Source organism: Curvibacter sp. AEP1-3, from assembly GCF_002163715.1.
Lineage (GTDB): Bacteria > Pseudomonadota > Gammaproteobacteria > Burkholderiales > Burkholderiaceae_C > Allorhodoferax.
In genome coordinates, this window is the sequence record NZ_CP015698.1 from 2,024,766 (window position 1) to 2,041,544 (window position 16,779).

10 protein-coding genes are annotated in these 16,779 nt (G+C 61.4%); 1 reads left to right on the forward strand and 9 read right to left on the reverse strand.

Translation table 11 applies throughout. The annotated features are described in order from the left end of the window. Positions 1-24: 24 nt before the first annotated feature. Positions 25-1,329: an ABC transporter substrate-binding protein gene (locus tag AEP_RS09410; RefSeq protein ID WP_087495144.1), complete on the reverse strand. Its 1,305-nt coding sequence runs from the start codon at positions 1,327-1,329 to the stop codon at positions 25-27. An 88-nt stretch (positions 1,330-1,417) separates the two neighbouring features. Further along, positions 1,418-2,893 carry a benzaldehyde dehydrogenase gene (locus tag AEP_RS09415; RefSeq protein ID WP_087495145.1) on the reverse strand — a complete coding sequence of 492 codons (1,476 nt, stop codon included), beginning with the start codon at positions 2,891-2,893 and terminating at the stop codon, positions 1,418-1,420. Between the two features lie 256 nt (positions 2,894-3,149). Between AEP_RS09415 and AEP_RS09420 the strand changes: the two genes are divergently transcribed. Further along, entirely contained in the window at positions 3,150-4,964 is a 1,815-nt protein-coding gene (locus AEP_RS09420) for a sigma-54-dependent Fis family transcriptional regulator (protein WP_087495146.1), read from the forward strand. A gap of 19 nt (positions 4,965-4,983) precedes the next feature. On the opposite strand, the gene uvrA is transcribed toward AEP_RS09420, so the two are convergent. From uvrA to AEP_RS09455, 7 genes are all read right to left on the reverse strand, one after another. Then, on the reverse strand, positions 4,984-11,355 hold the full coding sequence (gene uvrA, locus AEP_RS09425) for an excinuclease ABC subunit UvrA (protein ID WP_087495147.1): 6,372 nt from the start codon (positions 11,353-11,355) through the stop codon (positions 4,984-4,986). Positions 11,356-11,477: 122 nt separating this feature from the next. Then, on the reverse strand, positions 11,478-11,978 hold the full coding sequence (locus tag AEP_RS09430) for a hypothetical protein (protein WP_087495148.1): 501 nt from the start codon (positions 11,976-11,978) through the stop codon (positions 11,478-11,480). An 84-nt stretch (positions 11,979-12,062) separates the two neighbouring features. Continuing rightward, positions 12,063-12,260 (reverse strand): hypothetical protein, encoded by a 198-nt coding sequence (locus tag AEP_RS09435; RefSeq protein WP_087495149.1) that lies wholly within the window; start codon positions 12,258-12,260, stop codon positions 12,063-12,065. Between the two features lie 95 nt (positions 12,261-12,355). Continuing rightward, a complete protein-coding gene (locus AEP_RS09440) occupies positions 12,356-14,092 on the reverse strand; it encodes an MFS transporter (protein ID WP_442873366.1) in 1,737 nt (578 codons plus the stop codon). 193 nt (positions 14,093-14,285) lie between these two features. Beyond that, positions 14,286-14,942, reverse strand: a complete 657-nt coding sequence (locus tag AEP_RS09445; protein ID WP_087495151.1) for a 2-hydroxychromene-2-carboxylate isomerase — start codon at positions 14,940-14,942, stop codon at positions 14,286-14,288. 50 nt (positions 14,943-14,992) lie between these two features. Continuing rightward, a complete protein-coding gene (locus AEP_RS09450) occupies positions 14,993-15,745 on the reverse strand; it encodes a YbaK/EbsC family protein (protein ID WP_232459970.1) in 753 nt (250 codons plus the stop codon). A 24-nt stretch (positions 15,746-15,769) separates the two neighbouring features. Then, entirely contained in the window at positions 15,770-16,678 is a 909-nt protein-coding gene (locus AEP_RS09455) for a hydroxymethylglutaryl-CoA lyase (protein WP_087495153.1), read from the reverse strand. Positions 16,679-16,779 lie beyond the last annotated feature (101 nt).

Sequence of the window (16,779 nt, forward strand, 5' to 3'; positions counted from 1 at the left end):
GGTCGTCTCTATGCGTGCGCGGGCTCAGCCCAGGCGGTAAGGCTTCATCGCAGCGGTCAGCGGAACTTTCGGGTTGTCCGCGTTGGAGACGATTTCCAGGCCGAACTTGTTCGCGCCGCCCTTGCCGCGCACCCACTGCACCCCGACCAGGCCGGTCGTGGCACAGTTCGCGACCGGTCCGGTGGTGAAATCCACCTGGCCCACAGCGGTCTCGGTTTTCAAACGGGACATCGCCTGCGCCAGCGAGGCACGGTCTTTGGGGTCTGCTGCGCTGCGCACGGTCGCTATGGCCGCATCAAACAGGGATGCGGTTGCACCGATCTGCTGGTTCCAGGTCTTGCCGCTGGCTTTTTCGTATCCGTCGGCCAACTGCATGCTGGTCATGCCGGTAGCGGGTGAGGAAAACGGGAAGCTGCGGTGCCAGTACGCGCCGGCATGCAGGCCGTCGCCCAACTGGCCCATGGCCTCCAGCTCGGCCGGGAACAGGCCGGCCTTGGCCAGTTGCACGATCTTGACCTGCTTAGCCAGGCCCCGCTGAGCCGCCTGGCGCCAGAACACCGCGAAGTCGGGTGGGAAGGGGAAGGTGTTAAAGATCTCGATGCCTTCTTTGCGGAACAGCGCGATCTGCGCAGAAAAGTCGGTCAATCCGTTTTGGTAAGGCCCGGCATCCACCACCGTGAAACCGGCCTTCTGCAAGGAGGGAATCAACATGGCGCGGATAGCGTTTCCGTCGGCATCGGCGGGTAGCAGCATGCCCACCTTTTTATTGGTGGGGACCTTGCTCCACTGGTCGGTATAGAGTTTGGCAAAGTTGCCCACGCCGAAACAGAAGTGGTACGTCCATTTGAAGGGCGAGGGCTCGCCAGGCTTGGCGCCGCGCCCGAAATAGAACGCCTCCCATGGGCTGGTCGTGGAAAGTGCCGGGACCCCGGCGGCTTCGCACGCATCGGCCACCGGATTCACGGTTTCGGGGGTGGAGGTGGAGAGCACGAAATCCACCTTGTCGGAGTTGATCAACTCCTTGGCCATGGCCGCTGCGCGCACCGGGTTGCTCTGGGTGTCTTTGGCGATGAACTCGATGTTGTAGCGTTTGCCGCCCGACTCGACGCCACCCGCCCATTGTTTGCGCACCTGGTCGAGCACGAACCCGTCACCCTCGCCGAACAGCGCCAAGGGACCGGAACGCGGACTGACAACGCCAATGCGCAGGGTCTGGGTTTGCGGGCGTGCGATCACCGGAAAGGCGCCGATTCCGGCCACGGCCAGCCCGGCAGATAGCGCGCGGCGGCGGGAAACTCCGGTACCGGAGGATGTTTTTTTTTGTGTCATGTCTGTCTCCTGACCGGAGTCTTTGCTCCGGTTCTTGTCTGGAAAGGAAGTCCCCGCCGCAGGCGGGGAAAGGCGTTGAATCAGTGGGTCAGAAGGGGAACTGCGGCACCGAGGCTTTGACAGTGATCCACTTCCAACGTGTGTATTCATCGACATCGGCAGGGCCACCGACCGCGCTGCCGTTGCCGCCCAGGCCTGGTCCGCCGAAGGGGTTGGTGCAGTCGTCGTTCACGGTCTGGTCGTTGATGTGGACCATGCCGGCGTTGATGCGCTCACCAATGGCCATGGCACGACCGACATCACGGCTGATGACTGCGGCCGACAGCCCGCCCTGGCTGGTATTGGCCAATGCGATGGCTTCTTCATCGGAGCTAAATGTGACGAGGTTGACCAGCGGCCCGAAGGGCTCGTCATCAAAACTGCGCATACCCGGCTTCACCCCGGACAGCACCGTGGGTTTGTAGCAAAGGCCGTCAAAGGTGCCACCGGCTTCCAGCTTGGCGCCCTGGCGGACGGTTTCTTGCACCACGGCGTCGAAACGTGCCAACTGTTTGGCATCAATCATCGGCCCGAGTGCGACCTGGCCGCTGGCTCCATCGCCCACCGGCAGGTGGGTGGCCTTGCCAACGAGCCGTGCCTTCAGGCCTTCGGCGATGGCGCTGTGCACCAGCACACGGTTGCTGGCCATGCAGATCTGACCCTGGTGGAACCAGGCACCGAACGCGGCGGCACTGGCCGCGGCATCAAGGTCCGCATCTTCCAGAATGATGAGGTTGTTCGCACCACCCAATTCCAGGGACACCTTTTTGAGATGCTTGCCGGCCAACTCGCCGATGCGGCGCCCCACTGCGGGCGAACCTGTGAAGGCGATCATGGGCACGCGGGGGTCAGTGACCAAGGCTTCTCCGGCCTCGGCATTGCCGGGCAGCACCTGCAAGACGCCAGGAGGAAGCCCGGCTTCCTCAAACACCTTCGCGAGAATAAAGCCGCCGCTGGCCGGTGTGCGCACGTCCGGTTTCAGAACCACCGCATTGCCCAGCGCCAGCGCTGGAGCCACAGAACGCAGACTCAAAATCAGGGGGAAGTTGAACGGGGAAATCACGCCCACCACGCCGTGTGGAACCCGGCGCGCTATGGACAGGCGCCCCGGCGTGCTCGGCAACACCTGGCCTTGCGACTGCATCGGCATAGCCGCAGCGAGGCGGCACAACACCACCGCCTCGCGGACCTCGTGCTGGCCCTTGGCAATGATGCCGCCGGTCTCACGGGCAATCAGCAAGGCCAGTTCATCGAAGTGGAGTTCAAAGAGGGCGGCGGCCTTCAGCAGGATGGCAGCGCGGTCACGAGGGGGCACGTCGGCCCATGCTGCCTGGGTCGCATGCGCCCGTGCGATGCCCGCAGTCATGTTGGCGGCACTTGCCACGCCGACACGCCACAGCGGCTTGCCGGTTGCGGGCTCCAGCACGTCCTGACTGTCGGCCAGCCGTGTGTGCCATCCACCGTCAAAGGCTGTGCCGTTCCAGCATGCCGTATCGACCCAATTGAAGTGTTGTGCTAAGCCCATGTCTATCTCCTTGTGGTTGAGGTTGTGTGGCCGGACGGACCAAGCCATGTGCACTACTTCGCAATGGGCATACCAAGTCCCCGGCACCACGCACCCCAAGGGGCCACGGCAAGGGGGACTTTCAGAGTGAAAACTCCGGACAAACCCTGAGCGGCTTTCAAGACCCCGAAACTGCCGTTTTCGAGGGTAAATATGAATGTATAGATACATTTTTGACTGTCAAAATTGAATCTATACATTCATATTTGGTGCATTTATGCCTGGCTCCCGCATCTCTCTGGCGCAACTCATGCAGGTCACCGGCGTCTCGCCGTCCACCCCGCCGGTAGACGCCCGCTTTCCCGGCCAACGGGGGTTCGAGCTGAACCAAGTCGACGGCAGCAGCCATCCGACCCTGGCCGATCTGAGCGAATGCCTGTTCTTTTCGCCGGGTGACGGACGCATCTGGTTGCAGGATCAACGCATGGTGCTGATGCACGCCGAAGCCATGGGAAGCTTGCGCCGCGAACTGATCGAAAGCATGGGCCTGGACAAGGCCCGCGGCCTTTTGACCCGCATGGGCTACATGAGTGGGGCGCGCGATGCGGAGCTGATAAGGCGCCAATGGCCGGATGCCGAGCCGTCAGTAGCCGCCATGGCAGGTACCCGGCTGCACGCCCTGGAAGGCCAAGTCAAAGTGGAAGTAGTGCGGGTGCGCTTTGACGCCGCCAGCGGCGAGTACCAGGGGGAATTCATCTGGCACAACTCCAGCGAAGACGACGAGCACATTGCCGTCTATGGTGTGGGCGGTTCACCCGCCTGCTGGATGCAGACCGGCTATGCCACCGGCTATGTGAGCACGCTGTTCGGCCGCTTGATCCTGTTCCGTGAAGTGGCGTGCCGTTCTGCGGGCGACGCGCAATGTCGCGTGATCGGACGCTCGGTGGAACTATGGGAAGACCCGCAGGAAGACTTGCGCCACCTCCAGCTGGGTGACCGGGGCCCGAATGCAGAGCCTGTGGCTGCGACTGCAGAAGCGCTTGGCGAACACAGTCCCACCAGTGGCCAGGACCCGACCCTGGTCGGCGCGTCTTCTGCCTTCAATGCGGCTTTTCATATGGTGCGCCGTGTTGCCCCTACACCGGCGACCGTGTTGTTCACCGGGGAATCCGGCGTGGGCAAAGAGATGTTCGCGCGCAGCCTGCACCGCAACAGTGACCGTGCGGCCAGGCCTTTTGTGGCGATCAACTGCGCGGCCATTCCGGAGACACTGATCGAGTCCGAACTCTTCGGCGTGGAGCGCGGCGCGTTCACCGGGGCTGGCGCCTCCCGGCCGGGGCGCTTTGAGCGTGCCGACGGTGGCACCTTGTTTCTGGACGAAATCGGCACGCTCAGCCTGGTAGCCCAAGGCAAACTTCTGCGGGCCTTGCAAGAAGGCGAGATCGAGCGGGTGGGCGGGACCAAAACGGTGAAGGTCAACGTGCGTGTGGTGGCCGCGACCAACGAACACCTGCGCGAGGCCGTTCGCAAAGGCAGCTTCCGTGAAGACCTGTTTTACCGGCTCAATGTGTTCCCGATCCACCTGCCGCCGCTGCGCGAGCGGAGCGACGACATTCCGCTGCTGATGCAGCACTTCCTGAACCACTACCGTGAGCGCTACCAGCGCGAGGTACCCGGCTTCAGCCAGCGGGCAGTGAAAGCCCTGTTCAACTACGGTTTCCCCGGCAATATCCGGGAGCTGCAAAACCTGATCGAGCGCGCGGTGATCATGGTCAACGACGGCGAGCTGATCGATGTGCACCAGCTGTTCCGGGGCGGCGAGGAGCTGAGCGAAGGCGTACTCTCGCTCCCCGCTTCAGCTGCGGGCGATGCAGGCGGCCGCTTGGTGGGCGGCACAGAGTCCTCCTCATCCCACGTCAGTCTCACTCCGGGCCAGACCCTGGGCGGCGCCGAACAGGAATGGATTGCCGCCGCACTCCGCCGCAGCGCAGGCAACATCGCCGCTGCCGCCCGGCAACTGGGCATCACCCGGGCCACCCTGCTGTACCGGGCAAAGCAACACGGCATCGAAGTCGGTCGAATCCGCCGTTAGTGATCACGTCGCGATCGCCTCAAACCCGCGACAATACCCCCGCCAGCGCCACGCCCGTGTGGGTACCTAACTTGACCACGTCTTCCGGCGTAGTGGCCGCCACCACGCGGCCACCGCCGTTGCCACCTTCTGGGCCAAGGTCCAGCACCCAGTCGGCTTCGGCGATCACATCGAGGTCGTGCTCAATGACCACCACGCTGTGGCCGCCGTTGACCAAGCGGTGCAGTACATGGATGAGCTTTTCCACATCGGCCATGTGCAGGCCCACGGTAGGTTCGTCCAGCACGTAGAGCGTGTGCGGCACCTTGTTGCCGCGCTTGCCCACGTCGTCGCGCACCTTGCTGAGTTCGGTGACCAGCTTGATGCGCTGTGCCTCGCCGCCACTCAATGTGGGTGACGGCTGTCCCAGCGTGAGGTAGCCCAGGCCCACGTCTTTGAGCAGCTGCAGAGGGTGGGCAATGACTGGCATGGCCGCGAAGAAATCGACCGCTTCATCGACTTCCATCTGCAGCACGTCGCCGATGTTTTTGCCGCGCCAGGTGACTGCCAGCGTTTCTGGGTTGAAGCGCGCACCCTTGCAGGTTTCGCACACCACTTTGACATCCGGCAGGAAGCTCATGCCGATGGTGCGCATGCCCTGCCCTTCGCAGCTCGGGCAGCGACCTTCGCCGGTGTTGAAGCTGAAGCGGTTGGCCGCATAGCCGCGCGCCTTGGCTTCCAGCGTGTCGGCAAACAGTTTGCGGATGGTGTCCCAGAAGCCGATATAGGTGGCCGGGCAGGAGCGTGGTGTTTTGCCGATGGGCGTTTGGTCCACTTCGAGCACGCGGTCTATGGACTCATAGCCGGTCACGCCTTCGCAGCCGAGCCAGTCGATTTTTTCACCGGCCTCCAAGGCATCGCGACCGGCTTTGGTGCTGCGCTTTTGCACGGCGGTTTGCACGTTGGCCAGCAACACGTCACGCGCCAGGGTGGATTTGCCGGAACCGCTAACGCCGGTGATCGCCACCAGGCGTTTAAGCGGGACATGGGCGGTCACGCCTTGCAGGTTGTGCATGGTGGCGTTGTGGACGGTGAGCCAGTCGATTTTTGGTTTGTACGTTGCGGCTGTAGTTGCTGAACCCGCCATGGGTAGCCCGGCACCGGGCTCCTCAACCACTCGCTTTGCGAGCTCCAAATCGTCACCCACCCCGGGGCTACCCGCTGCTGCGACGGACATCTGGGCAGTGCGGCGGTCGGCTAACGCGGCGTATTCGGCAGCAACTTTGGTGCGTTCTGCTAGCTCCGTATTGGCGGCTGCGCTGTCGAGGATGCGCGCCGCCTCCACTGCTGCTTTCTGTGCTTTGGCACTGAGCTTTTTCGCAGGCTTACCGGCACCCGCGGTGGAGGTGCTTACGCCGGAAGCCGATTTCGAGCTCGCATCGCGAGCGTATGAGGCACCCGGCGTAAGCGCCTCCGCCGCGTCCAGCGCCAATGTCTCACTAAACGAAACCATTCCTCGCCGCACAGCCAAGGGATGCTTCATGGCATGTAAGAGATACCGCCCGGTCTGAGACTCAGGAGCGTTCTGCACATCGGCAATCGACCCCTGCGCCACCAAGCGCCCACCGCGTTTGCCGGCACTTGGCCCAATGTCGATGATGTGGTCCGCATGGCGGATGGTGTCTTCGTCGTGTTCCACCACGACCAGCGTGTTGCCCTTGTCACTCAAGCTCTGCAAGGCGCCTAGCAGAATCTTGTTATCGCGGGCATGCAGACCGATGGTCGGCTCGTCGAGTACGTAGCACACGCCTTGCAGGTTGCTGCCCAACTGCGCCGCCAGGCGGATACGCTGCGCCTCGCCACCACTGAGGGTCGGCGCCCCCCGGTCCAGCGTGAGGTAGCCCAGACCCACTTCTTCCAGAAACTCCAGGCGACTGCGAATTTCGGGCACCAGATCGCGGGCGATGTCGCCCTCGCGGGTCGTCATGCCGCCGGCCACTTGCAGGGTCTGCACCCACTGGCGCACATCAGTCACGGAGAGGCGTGCAATGTCGGTAATGCCCACACCCGCAAACTTCACGTTGCGCGCCGTGGCATTCAAGCGCGTGCCACTGCAGGTGGGACAGGCCTTGTCGTGCAGGTCTTCAATGTCGGCCTCGGCAAAGGTCTGCTCACGGCCTTTGTTGTCGTCGTCTTTCACCGAATCATCAAACACCTTGCGCTGCTCTTTGGTGAGCGCCACGCCGGTGCCTACGCAGTCGGGGCACCAGCCGTGTTTGCTGTTGTACGAGAACAAGCGTGGGTCCAGCTCGGCATACGACGTCGCGCACACCGGGCAAGCGCGCTTGGTAGAAAACACCTGCACCTTGCCTACGCCTGCAGCCGACTCACCGGCCGCCATCACCTCCCGCAAGCTGCCAATGTCGCTCAGCACATAGACCACGCCCTTGCCATGGGTTAGCGCGTCGGCCAGCGCAGTGCGCAGGGCAGACTCGTTGGAAGGGGTCACGTCCAGGCTGGCTACTGGCAACTCAATGTTGTGTTCCTTGAAACGGTCAATCCGCGGGAAGCCACTAGTGGGCAAAAAGTTACCGTCCACCCGCAGGTGTGTGAAACCCTTGGGACGCGCCCAGTCGGCCAACTCGGTGTACACGCCCTTGCGCCCCTGCACCAGTGGTGCCAGCAGTCCAATGTGCTGGCCGCGGTAGTTCTTGAGCAACTGGGCGGCAATGCTCTCGGCCGACTGCGGCTCCACGGCCGCACCGTCTTTGAAGCAATGCTGGGTGCCCAGCTTCACGTACAACAAGCGCAGGAAGTGCCACACCTCGGTGGTCGTACCCACCGTAGACTTGCGTCCGCCGCGCGAGAGCCGCTGCTCGATCGCCACCGTGGGCGGAATGCCATATACCGCATCCACCTCGGGGCGACCTGCAGGTTGCACGATGGAGCGGGCATAGGCATTCAAGGATTCGAGGTAACGCCGCTGCCCTTCGTTGAACAGGATGTCAAACGCCAGCGTCGACTTGCCGGAACCGGACACACCGGTCACCACGCTGAACTTGCCGCGTGGAATATCCACCGACAAAGACTTGAGGTTGTGCTCCTTTGCATTGACGATACGAATGGAATTCGACGTGTCGACCACGCCCGCCCCGGAGGCGGATGGGCTTGCGCCGGAAGCCGATTTCGAGCTCGCAGCGCGAGCGTATGAGGCGCCCGGCGTGAGCCCGTCCGCCGCAGCAACAGAAGTAAACGTAGCCGACGACTCCGCCACCTCATGCACCACTCCCATCGCAGCCGCGTATTCCCGCAACGCCTTACCCGTGTGCGACGTGGCATGCAACAACAGGTCCTCCGGCGTGCCATACGCCACCACCTGCCCGCCCGCATCCCCGCCCTCGGGGCCGAGATCGATCAACCAGTCGGACGCACGAATCACATCGAGGTTGTGCTCAATCACCACCAGCGAATGGCCGGCGTCCAGCAACTTGCGCAGCGCGCGCATCAGCTTGGCGATGTCTTCAAAGTGCAGACCCGTAGTCGGCTCGTCCAACATGAACAGCGAGCCCTTGCGCGCCAGCAACTGCTTGCTCGCACTGGAGCTCTTGGCCGCTTCGGCCAGAAAGCCTGCGAGTTTGAGACGTTGCGCCTCACCACCCGACAGCGTGGGCACCGGTTGGCCCAACTTCACATATTCCAAGCCCACATCCACGATGGGTTGCAGCACGCGAATGACCTCACGGTCCGCACTGAACAAGTCCGCCGCTTCGCTCACTGTGAGTTCCAGCACATCAGCCACATTCACATGGCGGCCCTTGCGCTCAATCGTCACTTCCAGAATCTCGGGGCGGTAACGCTTGCCATCGCAGTCAGGGCAACGCAAATACACATCACTCAGGAACTGCATTTCCACATGCTCAAAGCCCGAGCCACCGCAGGTAGGGCAACGACCATCGCCACTGTTGAAGCTGAATTTGGCGGCGGTGTAGCTGCGTTCCCTCGACAAGGCGGCGCCCGCGAACAACTCGCGGATCGCGTCCCACGCGCCGACGTAGCTCACCGGGTTGGATCGCGCCGTTTTGCCGATGGGCGACTGGTCCACAAACACAATGTCGCTGAGCTGCTCCGCACCCAGCAGGCTGGTGTGGGCGCCCGGTGTTTCGGTGGCTTTGCCGAAGTGACGCAACAAGGCGGGGGCCAGCACATCCTGAATCAGCGTGGACTTGCCGGAACCGGACACACCTGTCACGCAGACCAAACGCTGCAGCGGAATTTCCACCGACACATTCTTGAGGTTGTGCTCGGTCACGCCCTCCAGAATCAGGCGCGGGTTGTTCGGCGCGACCATGCGCTTGAAGCCCATGCCCACCTGCTTGCGACCGCCCAGGTAGGCGCCGGTCATGGTGTTTGCCCCCTTGAGGGCCTCGGTGGTACCGTCAAATACGATCTGACCGCCCTTCTCACCCGGACCGGGTCCCATGTCGATCATGCGGTCGGCAGCCAGCATTACGGCCGGGTCATGCTCCACCACCACCAGCGTATTGCCTGCATCGCGCAAGCGCTGCATGGCCACGATGATGCGGTTCATGTCGCGCGGGTGCAGGCCGATGCTGGGCTCGTCCAGCACAAACAGTGTATTGACCAGCGAGGTGCCCAACGCGGTGGTGAGGTTGATGCGCTGCACCTCGCCGCCACTCAGCGTGCGGCTCTGACGGTCCAGAGTGAGGTAGCCAATACCCACATCGCACAGGTATTTGAGGCGGGTACCCACCTCTTCGAACAGCAGCTTGAGGGTTTTGTGCTCGGCCTCGGAGGCGGTAGGCGCAGTTTTCTCCGGAGCCACATCTTCCGAACGCGCAGCGGAGTCCGGAGTGCCGGAAGGGGCCGATTTGCTACTCGCGAAGCGAGTTGATGAGGCCACTGCCGACACGCCGGGCTCCGCCCCCCCAAAGACGCCAAGATCACTTTGCAGCGCATCAAAAAACCGCTTGAGTCGATCCAAAGGCATCAGCATCAAATCGTGTAGCGACAAGCCGGGCAGCGCTTCCAGTTGCTCACGAGACCACTTCACGCCCTTGGGCATGAAACGCTTGGCCGGGTCCAGCGCCATGTCGGCCTGGTCCTTGGTGCCTATGCGCCAAAGCAGGCTCTCCGTCTTCAAGCGCGAGCCACTGCAGGTCGGGCAAGTCGTGTAACTGCGGTACTTGGACAAGAGCACACGGATGTGCATCTTGTAAGCCTTGGTCTCCAGGTATTCAAAGAAGCGGTCCACGCCGAACCAGTGCTGGTTCCACTTGCCGTTCCAGTTCGGTGAGCCCTTGAGCACCCAGTGCTTTTGTTCTGCAGTCAACTTGTACCAAGGCGTATCACGCGGGATACCGCTGGCCTCGGCGTGGCGCATCAGGTCGTCCTGGCATTCCTGCCAAGCCGGCGTCTGCATGGGCTTGACTGCGCCGGCGCGCAGGGTGAGTTTGTCATTGGGGATGACCAACCCATAGTCCACCCCGACCACGCGCCCGAAGCCGCGGCAGGCGTCGCAAGCGCCCACCGCCGAATTGAAGCTGAACATCGACGCAATCGGGTCGGTATAGCGGATATCGCTCTGAGGGCAGTGCAGGCCGGTCGAAAAGCGCCAGATCTCAGGCGCTGCGTTTGCTATGGTTTCAGGAGCTACTAGCGCACTATCCACGGGCGCCAGAGCCTCTTTCAGCACATAAGCATTCAATCGCCCGCTGCCGCGCTTGAGGGAGGTCTCGATAGCCTCCAGAACGCGTGCTTTTTCCACACCGTCGATGCGGAAGCGGTCCGCCACGACGTCCAGCACTTTGCGCACGCCATTGACGGTAGATACCTCCCGCTCGGCCTGCACACGGGTGAAGCCGCTGGCGCTCAGCCACTGGGTTACTTCGTCAGGGGTGGCGTTGCCAGGCAGCTCTACTGGAAAGGTCAGCACCAAGCGGGGATTACCTTCGGCAGCGGCGCGCTGCAGCAGCGTGGTGTAAATCGTCTCGGGGGTGTCGTGCTGCACCGGCAAGGCGGTGTCTTTGTCAAACAGGCTACCCGCGCGGGAAAACAGGAGCTTGAGGTGGTCGTTGAGCTCCGTCATCGTGCCCACGGTGGAGCGGCTGGAGCGCACCGGATTGGTCTGGTCAATCGCAATCGCAGGCGGGACACCTTCTACCTTGTCAACGGCGGGCTTGTCCATGCGGTCCAGAAACTGGCGCGCATAGGCGCTGAAGGTTTCCACATAGCGGCGCTGACCCTCGGCGTACAGCGTGTCGAACACCAGGCTGGACTTTCCCGAACCGCTGGGGCCGGTGACCACGGTCAGCTCACCCGTGCGGATGTCCAGATCGAGGTTCTTGAGATTGTGCTGTCGCGCCCCGCGAATGCGGATGGTGCCCTGGGTCATGGTGAATGCTCTCTGCGGTGGGGAGAGACATTCTAGGCAGCCAGTGCAAGGATGGGTACCTATGTGGACAATTTTGCGCCGGGCCGTCCCGGGCTTCACGCAATGCGGCGAAAGCGAGGGGTTCAGCCCTTCAGTGCGCGCTCCAATTCGCGGCAGGCTTTGGTGCCCACGGCGTCCTGGATTTTGGGCAAAAGGGCCAGAAGGTCGTCGAAACCGGCAGCGGACTCGACAGACAAGTTCAGCATGAATCCCCGCAACCCAAGGCCGGCGGTGAGCTTGGTGGCAATGGGTTTGGCGTCGCTGTAGCGTTCCTGGGGCGTGCGGTCACTCACCGGCGGTGCAGGGCTGGCTGTCTCTTCAGCCAGTTCTACGGCATCTGCAGACGCTACAGCGGCCACGGGTGCCGGCGCGCTCACCTGGCCGGCACCGGGCGCCAGAAAGCCCTGTTCCACCATGTAATCCACATCGGCCTGGGTCATGCCCATACCGGCCGTAGCTGTCAGCACCTGTTCCGCCGTCTTTTGGCCGTCAAACAGAATGAACGCAGAGCGTTGGCGGGCCGAAAACAGGGGCGACCGCTCTTTGAACGCTTTTTGTCCAGCTTCCGTTTTTGTGAATTTCATGAGTGGCATTTTAGGACTGCAGGTCTGCTCCACTCGAACGAAAGGGGCCATCAGGCCCCCTCGTTTACCCTATCCGGGAGACGCTTATTTGGCTTCGCTGGCAGCAGGCGCAGCAGGCGCAGCAGGTGCAGCTGCAGGTGCAGAGACCGTGGCAGCAGGGGCTTCACTGTGCGTCGCGTCAGCGCCGTGCTTCTCACCACTCATATCAATATCTCCACCCTTGCTAAGGATGTACAAAGCCAGGCCGGCAAACAACGCAAAACCCACAGCAATTTTCCACATACCACTTCCTTCAAAAAAAAAGCTCTCCGGAGCGGAGAGCCTGAAAATTGCCCCGGCTTGGAGACCGGGGCGTTAACTCACTTCACTCGCAAAAATCAGTCGTTGGCGTAGATGTCAACGTCTTTGGTTTCCTTGATGAACAAGCCACCGATCACCACGGTTGCACCCGCAATGATGATGGGGTACCACAAGCCGTTATACATGTTACCGGTCTGCGCAACGATAGCGAAGGCAGTCGTAGGCAGCAAGCCACCGAACCAGCCGTTACCGATGTGGTAGGGCAAGCTCATGGAGGTGTAACGGATGCGGGTCGGGAACATTTCCACCAACATGGCGGCAATAGGGCCGTACACCATGGTCACCAACAACACCAGGTAGGTGAGGATCACCACAACCTTGACCTTGTCGAACTTGGCCATGTCAGCCTTGGCGGGGTAGCCGGCAGCCTTCAAAGCAGCGCCCAGGTTGGAGCCCAACAGGGTACCGGCGGCGGTCTTCTCGTTGCTCAGGTCAGCCACAGACTTCTTGGCAGCAGCCACGGCTTTTTCGTCCACGGGGTTGGCAGCAGACAGCTCAGCCAGCTTGGCTTCGGCTTTGGCTTTGGCCGCAGCAACGTCTTCAGGGCTGTACTTCACGTTCACCACAGTCTCGCCGACCTTGATGACAGCGGGTGTACCGGCAGGAGCCGCCACGTTCTCATAAGACACGGAAGCACCGGCCAGACGCTGCTTGGCAATGTCGCAGCTGGAAGTGAACTTCTTGGTACCAGTGGGGTTGAACTGGAACGAGCACTCTGCGGGGTCAGCAGTCACAGTCACCTTCGCGGTCTGTTGTGCGGCGTACAAATCAGGGTTAGCTGCTTTGGTCAGCGCTTCAAACACGGGGAAGTACGTCAGGGCACCCAACAAGCAGCCAGCCAGGATGATGGGCTTGCGGCCGATCTTGTCAGACAAAGAACCGAACACAATGAAGAACGGTGTGCCGATGATCAGGGAGATCGCCACCATGATGTTGGCGGTAGGACCGTCCACCTTCAGCGCCTGGGTCAGGAAGAACAAGGCATAGAACTGGCCGGAGTACCAGATCACCGCTTGACCGGCAGTCAATCCGATCAGGGCCAAGATAACGATCTTCAGGTTTTTCCACTGGCCGAAAGATTCAGACAGAGGTGCCTTGGAAGTTTTGCCCTCTGCCTTCATTTTGGTGAAAGCGGGGGATTCGTTCATGCTCAAGCGAATGTAGACAGAAATGCCCAAGAGAAGAATGGACACGAGGAACGGAACGCGCCAGCCCCAATCCGCGAAGGCATCTTCACCGATAGCGGTACGTGTACCCAGAATCACCATCAGGGACAGGAACAAGCCCAGTGTCGCTGTAGTCTGGATCCAAGCGGTGTAAGCACCACGCTTGCCCTGAGGAGCGTGCTCAGCCACGTAGGTAGCAGCACCACCGTACTCACCGCCCAAAGCCAAGCCTTGCAGCAAACGCAGGCCGATCAGGATAACGGGAGCAGCCACGCCGATAGAGGCGTAGTTAGGCAGGATACCCACGATGAAAGTGGACAAGCCCATGATCAGGATGGTCACCAGGAAGGTGTACTTGCGGCCGATCATGTCGCCCAAGCGGCCGAACACCAGCGCGCCGAAGGGACGCACGATGAAGCCGGCGGCAAACGCCAACAACGCAAAAATGAAGGCAGAACCTTCGTCCAGACCGCTGAAGAACTGCTTGGCAATGATGGCTGCCAAAGAACCGTACAGGTAAAAGTCGTACCACTCGAAAACAGTGCCGAGCGAGGAAGCGAAGATAACTTTCTTCTCTTCCGCAGACATCGGCCGTGGGGCTGCGTTTGCCATGTTGTCTCTCCAATCATTATGTTCAGCCCTCGACATGAGGGCTTGGGCGTATTCTTGGAGTACCCACTGACCCTGCTCTGACGCCAAACCAACGCTGGCTTGCGCGAAACTGACGCCCCTCTGACAAAATAGGGCTTAACCCTGCAGGGGCTTTTCACATAACGGCAAATCAGGCAGTGCGCGAGGGTATACCCGAGGGAATGGCTTGCACGGCATTCCAGCGTTTGTCAGCGTCGTTGTCAGCAAACCAGGCGTCGCCTTCAAGGTAGGCGCGCAGCATGGGCAAGGCATCCAATCCCCAGAATACTTTGCCGTCCACTTCGAAACTGGGCACGCCGAATACACCCTGCGCAATCGCCTCATCACTATGGGCTTTGAGCTGCGCTTTCACGCTGTCGTCACCCGGTTCGCGCCCGGGAGCCAACTGTGCGGTCACGGCCTGAAGCCGCGCGGCATCCGCCGCATCGGCACCACCTGTCCACACATGTTTGAACAAGGTCTCGCACACATAGCGATTGGGCAAGCCCTGTGCCTGTGTGGCAATGGCCAGCCGCAGCAAACCCAGCGGATTGAAAGGATGCATGGCGGGAAAAGCCAGTTCCACACCTTGCCGCTGCGCCAACCACTGCACATGACGGTAAATCCAGTTGCGCTTGGGCGGCACCTCAGCCGGGCCCAGCACCGCGTTGTGCTTGAGCAAGCCGCCCAGAAACACGGGCTTGTAGCGCACGCTGTAGCTCAGCCCCATAAGCGCTACTGGCAACTCCTCAAACGCGAGGTAAGCGTAGGGAGAAATGAAATCCAGATAAAACGTGATTTGCTTCATGCGGGCTCCGGGTGCGGGTGGTTTGTCAGGCTTGCGCGTGTTGGGTAGGCTTAAACAAAGGCTTCCGGGTGCGTTTGGCGCAGACGCTCAGTGATCTGGCCCCACATCACCTTCTTGGCGGTATCGTCACTGCGGCCCCATTCGCGAATGTCTTCGATAGTGCGGAAGCACCCTTCGCACAAGCCACTACCCGTGTCCATGCGGCACACATTCACACAGGGACTCGGGATATTTTCGGCCATGGCGCCCACCGATACTGCGCGAGCAGCTAGCGTTTTGATAGCATTTTCGCGCGCCAGGGTATCCAGCACGTTTTCTTCATCCGGTGCTTCCACCACATCAGCCACAGGGGCACCTGTCAGCGCTACCAGATCCTGCGGATGCAACTGGAACACCCCGTGCGGGTGACCGGCTGCGGCCCACACTTGTTCAAAGCGGAATAGCTCGCGGTCAATCAAGGTGACACCGGGCATGGCATGCGCCACCGGGCTCACCCCGCCAATGGAGAAGCCGGTGCGCTCCTTCACAAACGCTGCATTTGCACGCGCCAGCGGCCCCACCAGCGCGGCCACCTTGGCTTCGTCCACACGACGGTCACCAGAGGTCACTACCAGCACAGCCGCCTCATCAGCAACCCGCTTGAAGATGATGCTCTTGGCAATCTGGCCCACCGCCACGCCCAGCGCGTCTGCGGCCTGCTGAGCGGTGCGCGCAGCACCATCCAACATCACAGGGCCATGGGGATGATTTTTTTCTTGCAATGCAGCCGCTACGCGCTGCACGCCTTCAGGTAATTCAGTCAATTCAGCTTCACACATACTTTGTAGTTAGCCCAGACGCTTGGTAAGCAGCGCATTGGCAGCACGCGAATGCGGCTTGCGGCCCAGAAAATCACTGATGAATTTGCCCGCGTCAATCAGCTTGTCGAGGTCGATGCCGGTCTCTATACCCATGCCTTGCAACATGTAAACCACGTCTTCGGTAGCCACATTGCCGGTGGCTCCCTTGGCATAGGGGCAGCCGCCCAATCCGGCCACCGAGGTATCAAAGTGCAAGATACCCAGTTCCAGTGACGCCAGCGTGTTGGCCAGCGCCATGCCATAGGTGTCGTGGAAATGGCCGGAAACCTGGTCCACGGTGTAGTACTGCAATGTGGCTTCCAAGGCGCGCTGCACCTTGACCGGAGTACCCACGCCAATGGTGTCGGCCACGCCCACGTGCTCCACACCGATGTCGCGCATCAGCTTGGCTACCAGCGCCACACGTTCGGGAGCGATGTCGCCTTCATACGGGCAACCCACCGCGCAGGAGATGGCGCCGCGCACAGCGATGCCGGCTTCTTTGGCGGCTTGGGCCACCGGGCGGAAGCGCTCAATGCTTTCCTCGATCGAGCAGTTGATGTTTTTCTGGCTGAAGGCTTCGCTCGCAGCGCCAAACACCACGATTTCGTCGGGTTGGGACAGCACCGCAGCTTCATAGCCCTTCATGTTGGGCGTGAGCACTGAGTAACGCACGCCATCGCGGCGTTGCACACCCGCCATCACCTCAGCGTTATCGCCCATTTGCGGCACCCATTTCGGGCTCACGAAACTGGTGACTTCAATTTCCTTGAGGCCGGCATCCTGCAAGCGGTGCACCAGCTCGACCTTGATGGCGGCGGGCACCGGTTGCTTTTCGTTTTGCAGCCCGTCGCGCGGGCCGACGTCGATGATCTTTACGCGGGAGGGAGTGTTCATGGGGCGTACTCAGAGTTTCAAACGCGAAGCTTCGTATTAAACCGCGAACCCGCAAGCCACCCCGGAGGACCTGGGTAGAGGCATTGTTATAGTGGCAGGCT

Bases quoted from the DNA above. Each gene is read 5' to 3' on its own strand.
- AEP_RS09410 (WP_087495144.1), bottom strand. From the start codon at position 1,329: ATGACACAAAAAAAAACATCCTCCGGTACCGGAGTTTCCCGCCGCCGC.
- AEP_RS09415 (WP_087495145.1), bottom strand. From the start codon at position 2,893: ATGGGCTTAGCACAACACTTCAATTGGGTCGATACGGCATGCTGGAAC.
- AEP_RS09420 (WP_087495146.1), top strand. From the start codon at position 3,150: ATGCCTGGCTCCCGCATCTCTCTGGCGCAACTCATGCAGGTCACCGGC.
- uvrA (WP_087495147.1), bottom strand. From the start codon at position 11,355: ATGACCCAGGGCACCATCCGCATTCGCGGGGCGCGACAGCACAATCTC.
- AEP_RS09430 (WP_087495148.1), bottom strand. From the start codon at position 11,978: ATGAAATTCACAAAAACGGAAGCTGGACAAAAAGCGTTCAAAGAGCGG.
- AEP_RS09435 (WP_087495149.1), bottom strand. From the start codon at position 12,260: ATGTGGAAAATTGCTGTGGGTTTTGCGTTGTTTGCCGGCCTGGCTTTG.
- AEP_RS09440 (WP_442873366.1), bottom strand. From the start codon at position 14,092: ATGTCTGCGGAAGAGAAGAAAGTTATCTTCGCTTCCTCGCTCGGCACT.
- AEP_RS09445 (WP_087495151.1), bottom strand. From the start codon at position 14,942: ATGAAGCAAATCACGTTTTATCTGGATTTCATTTCTCCCTACGCTTAC.
- AEP_RS09455 (WP_087495153.1), bottom strand. From the start codon at position 16,678: ATGAACACTCCCTCCCGCGTAAAGATCATCGACGTCGGCCCGCGCGAC.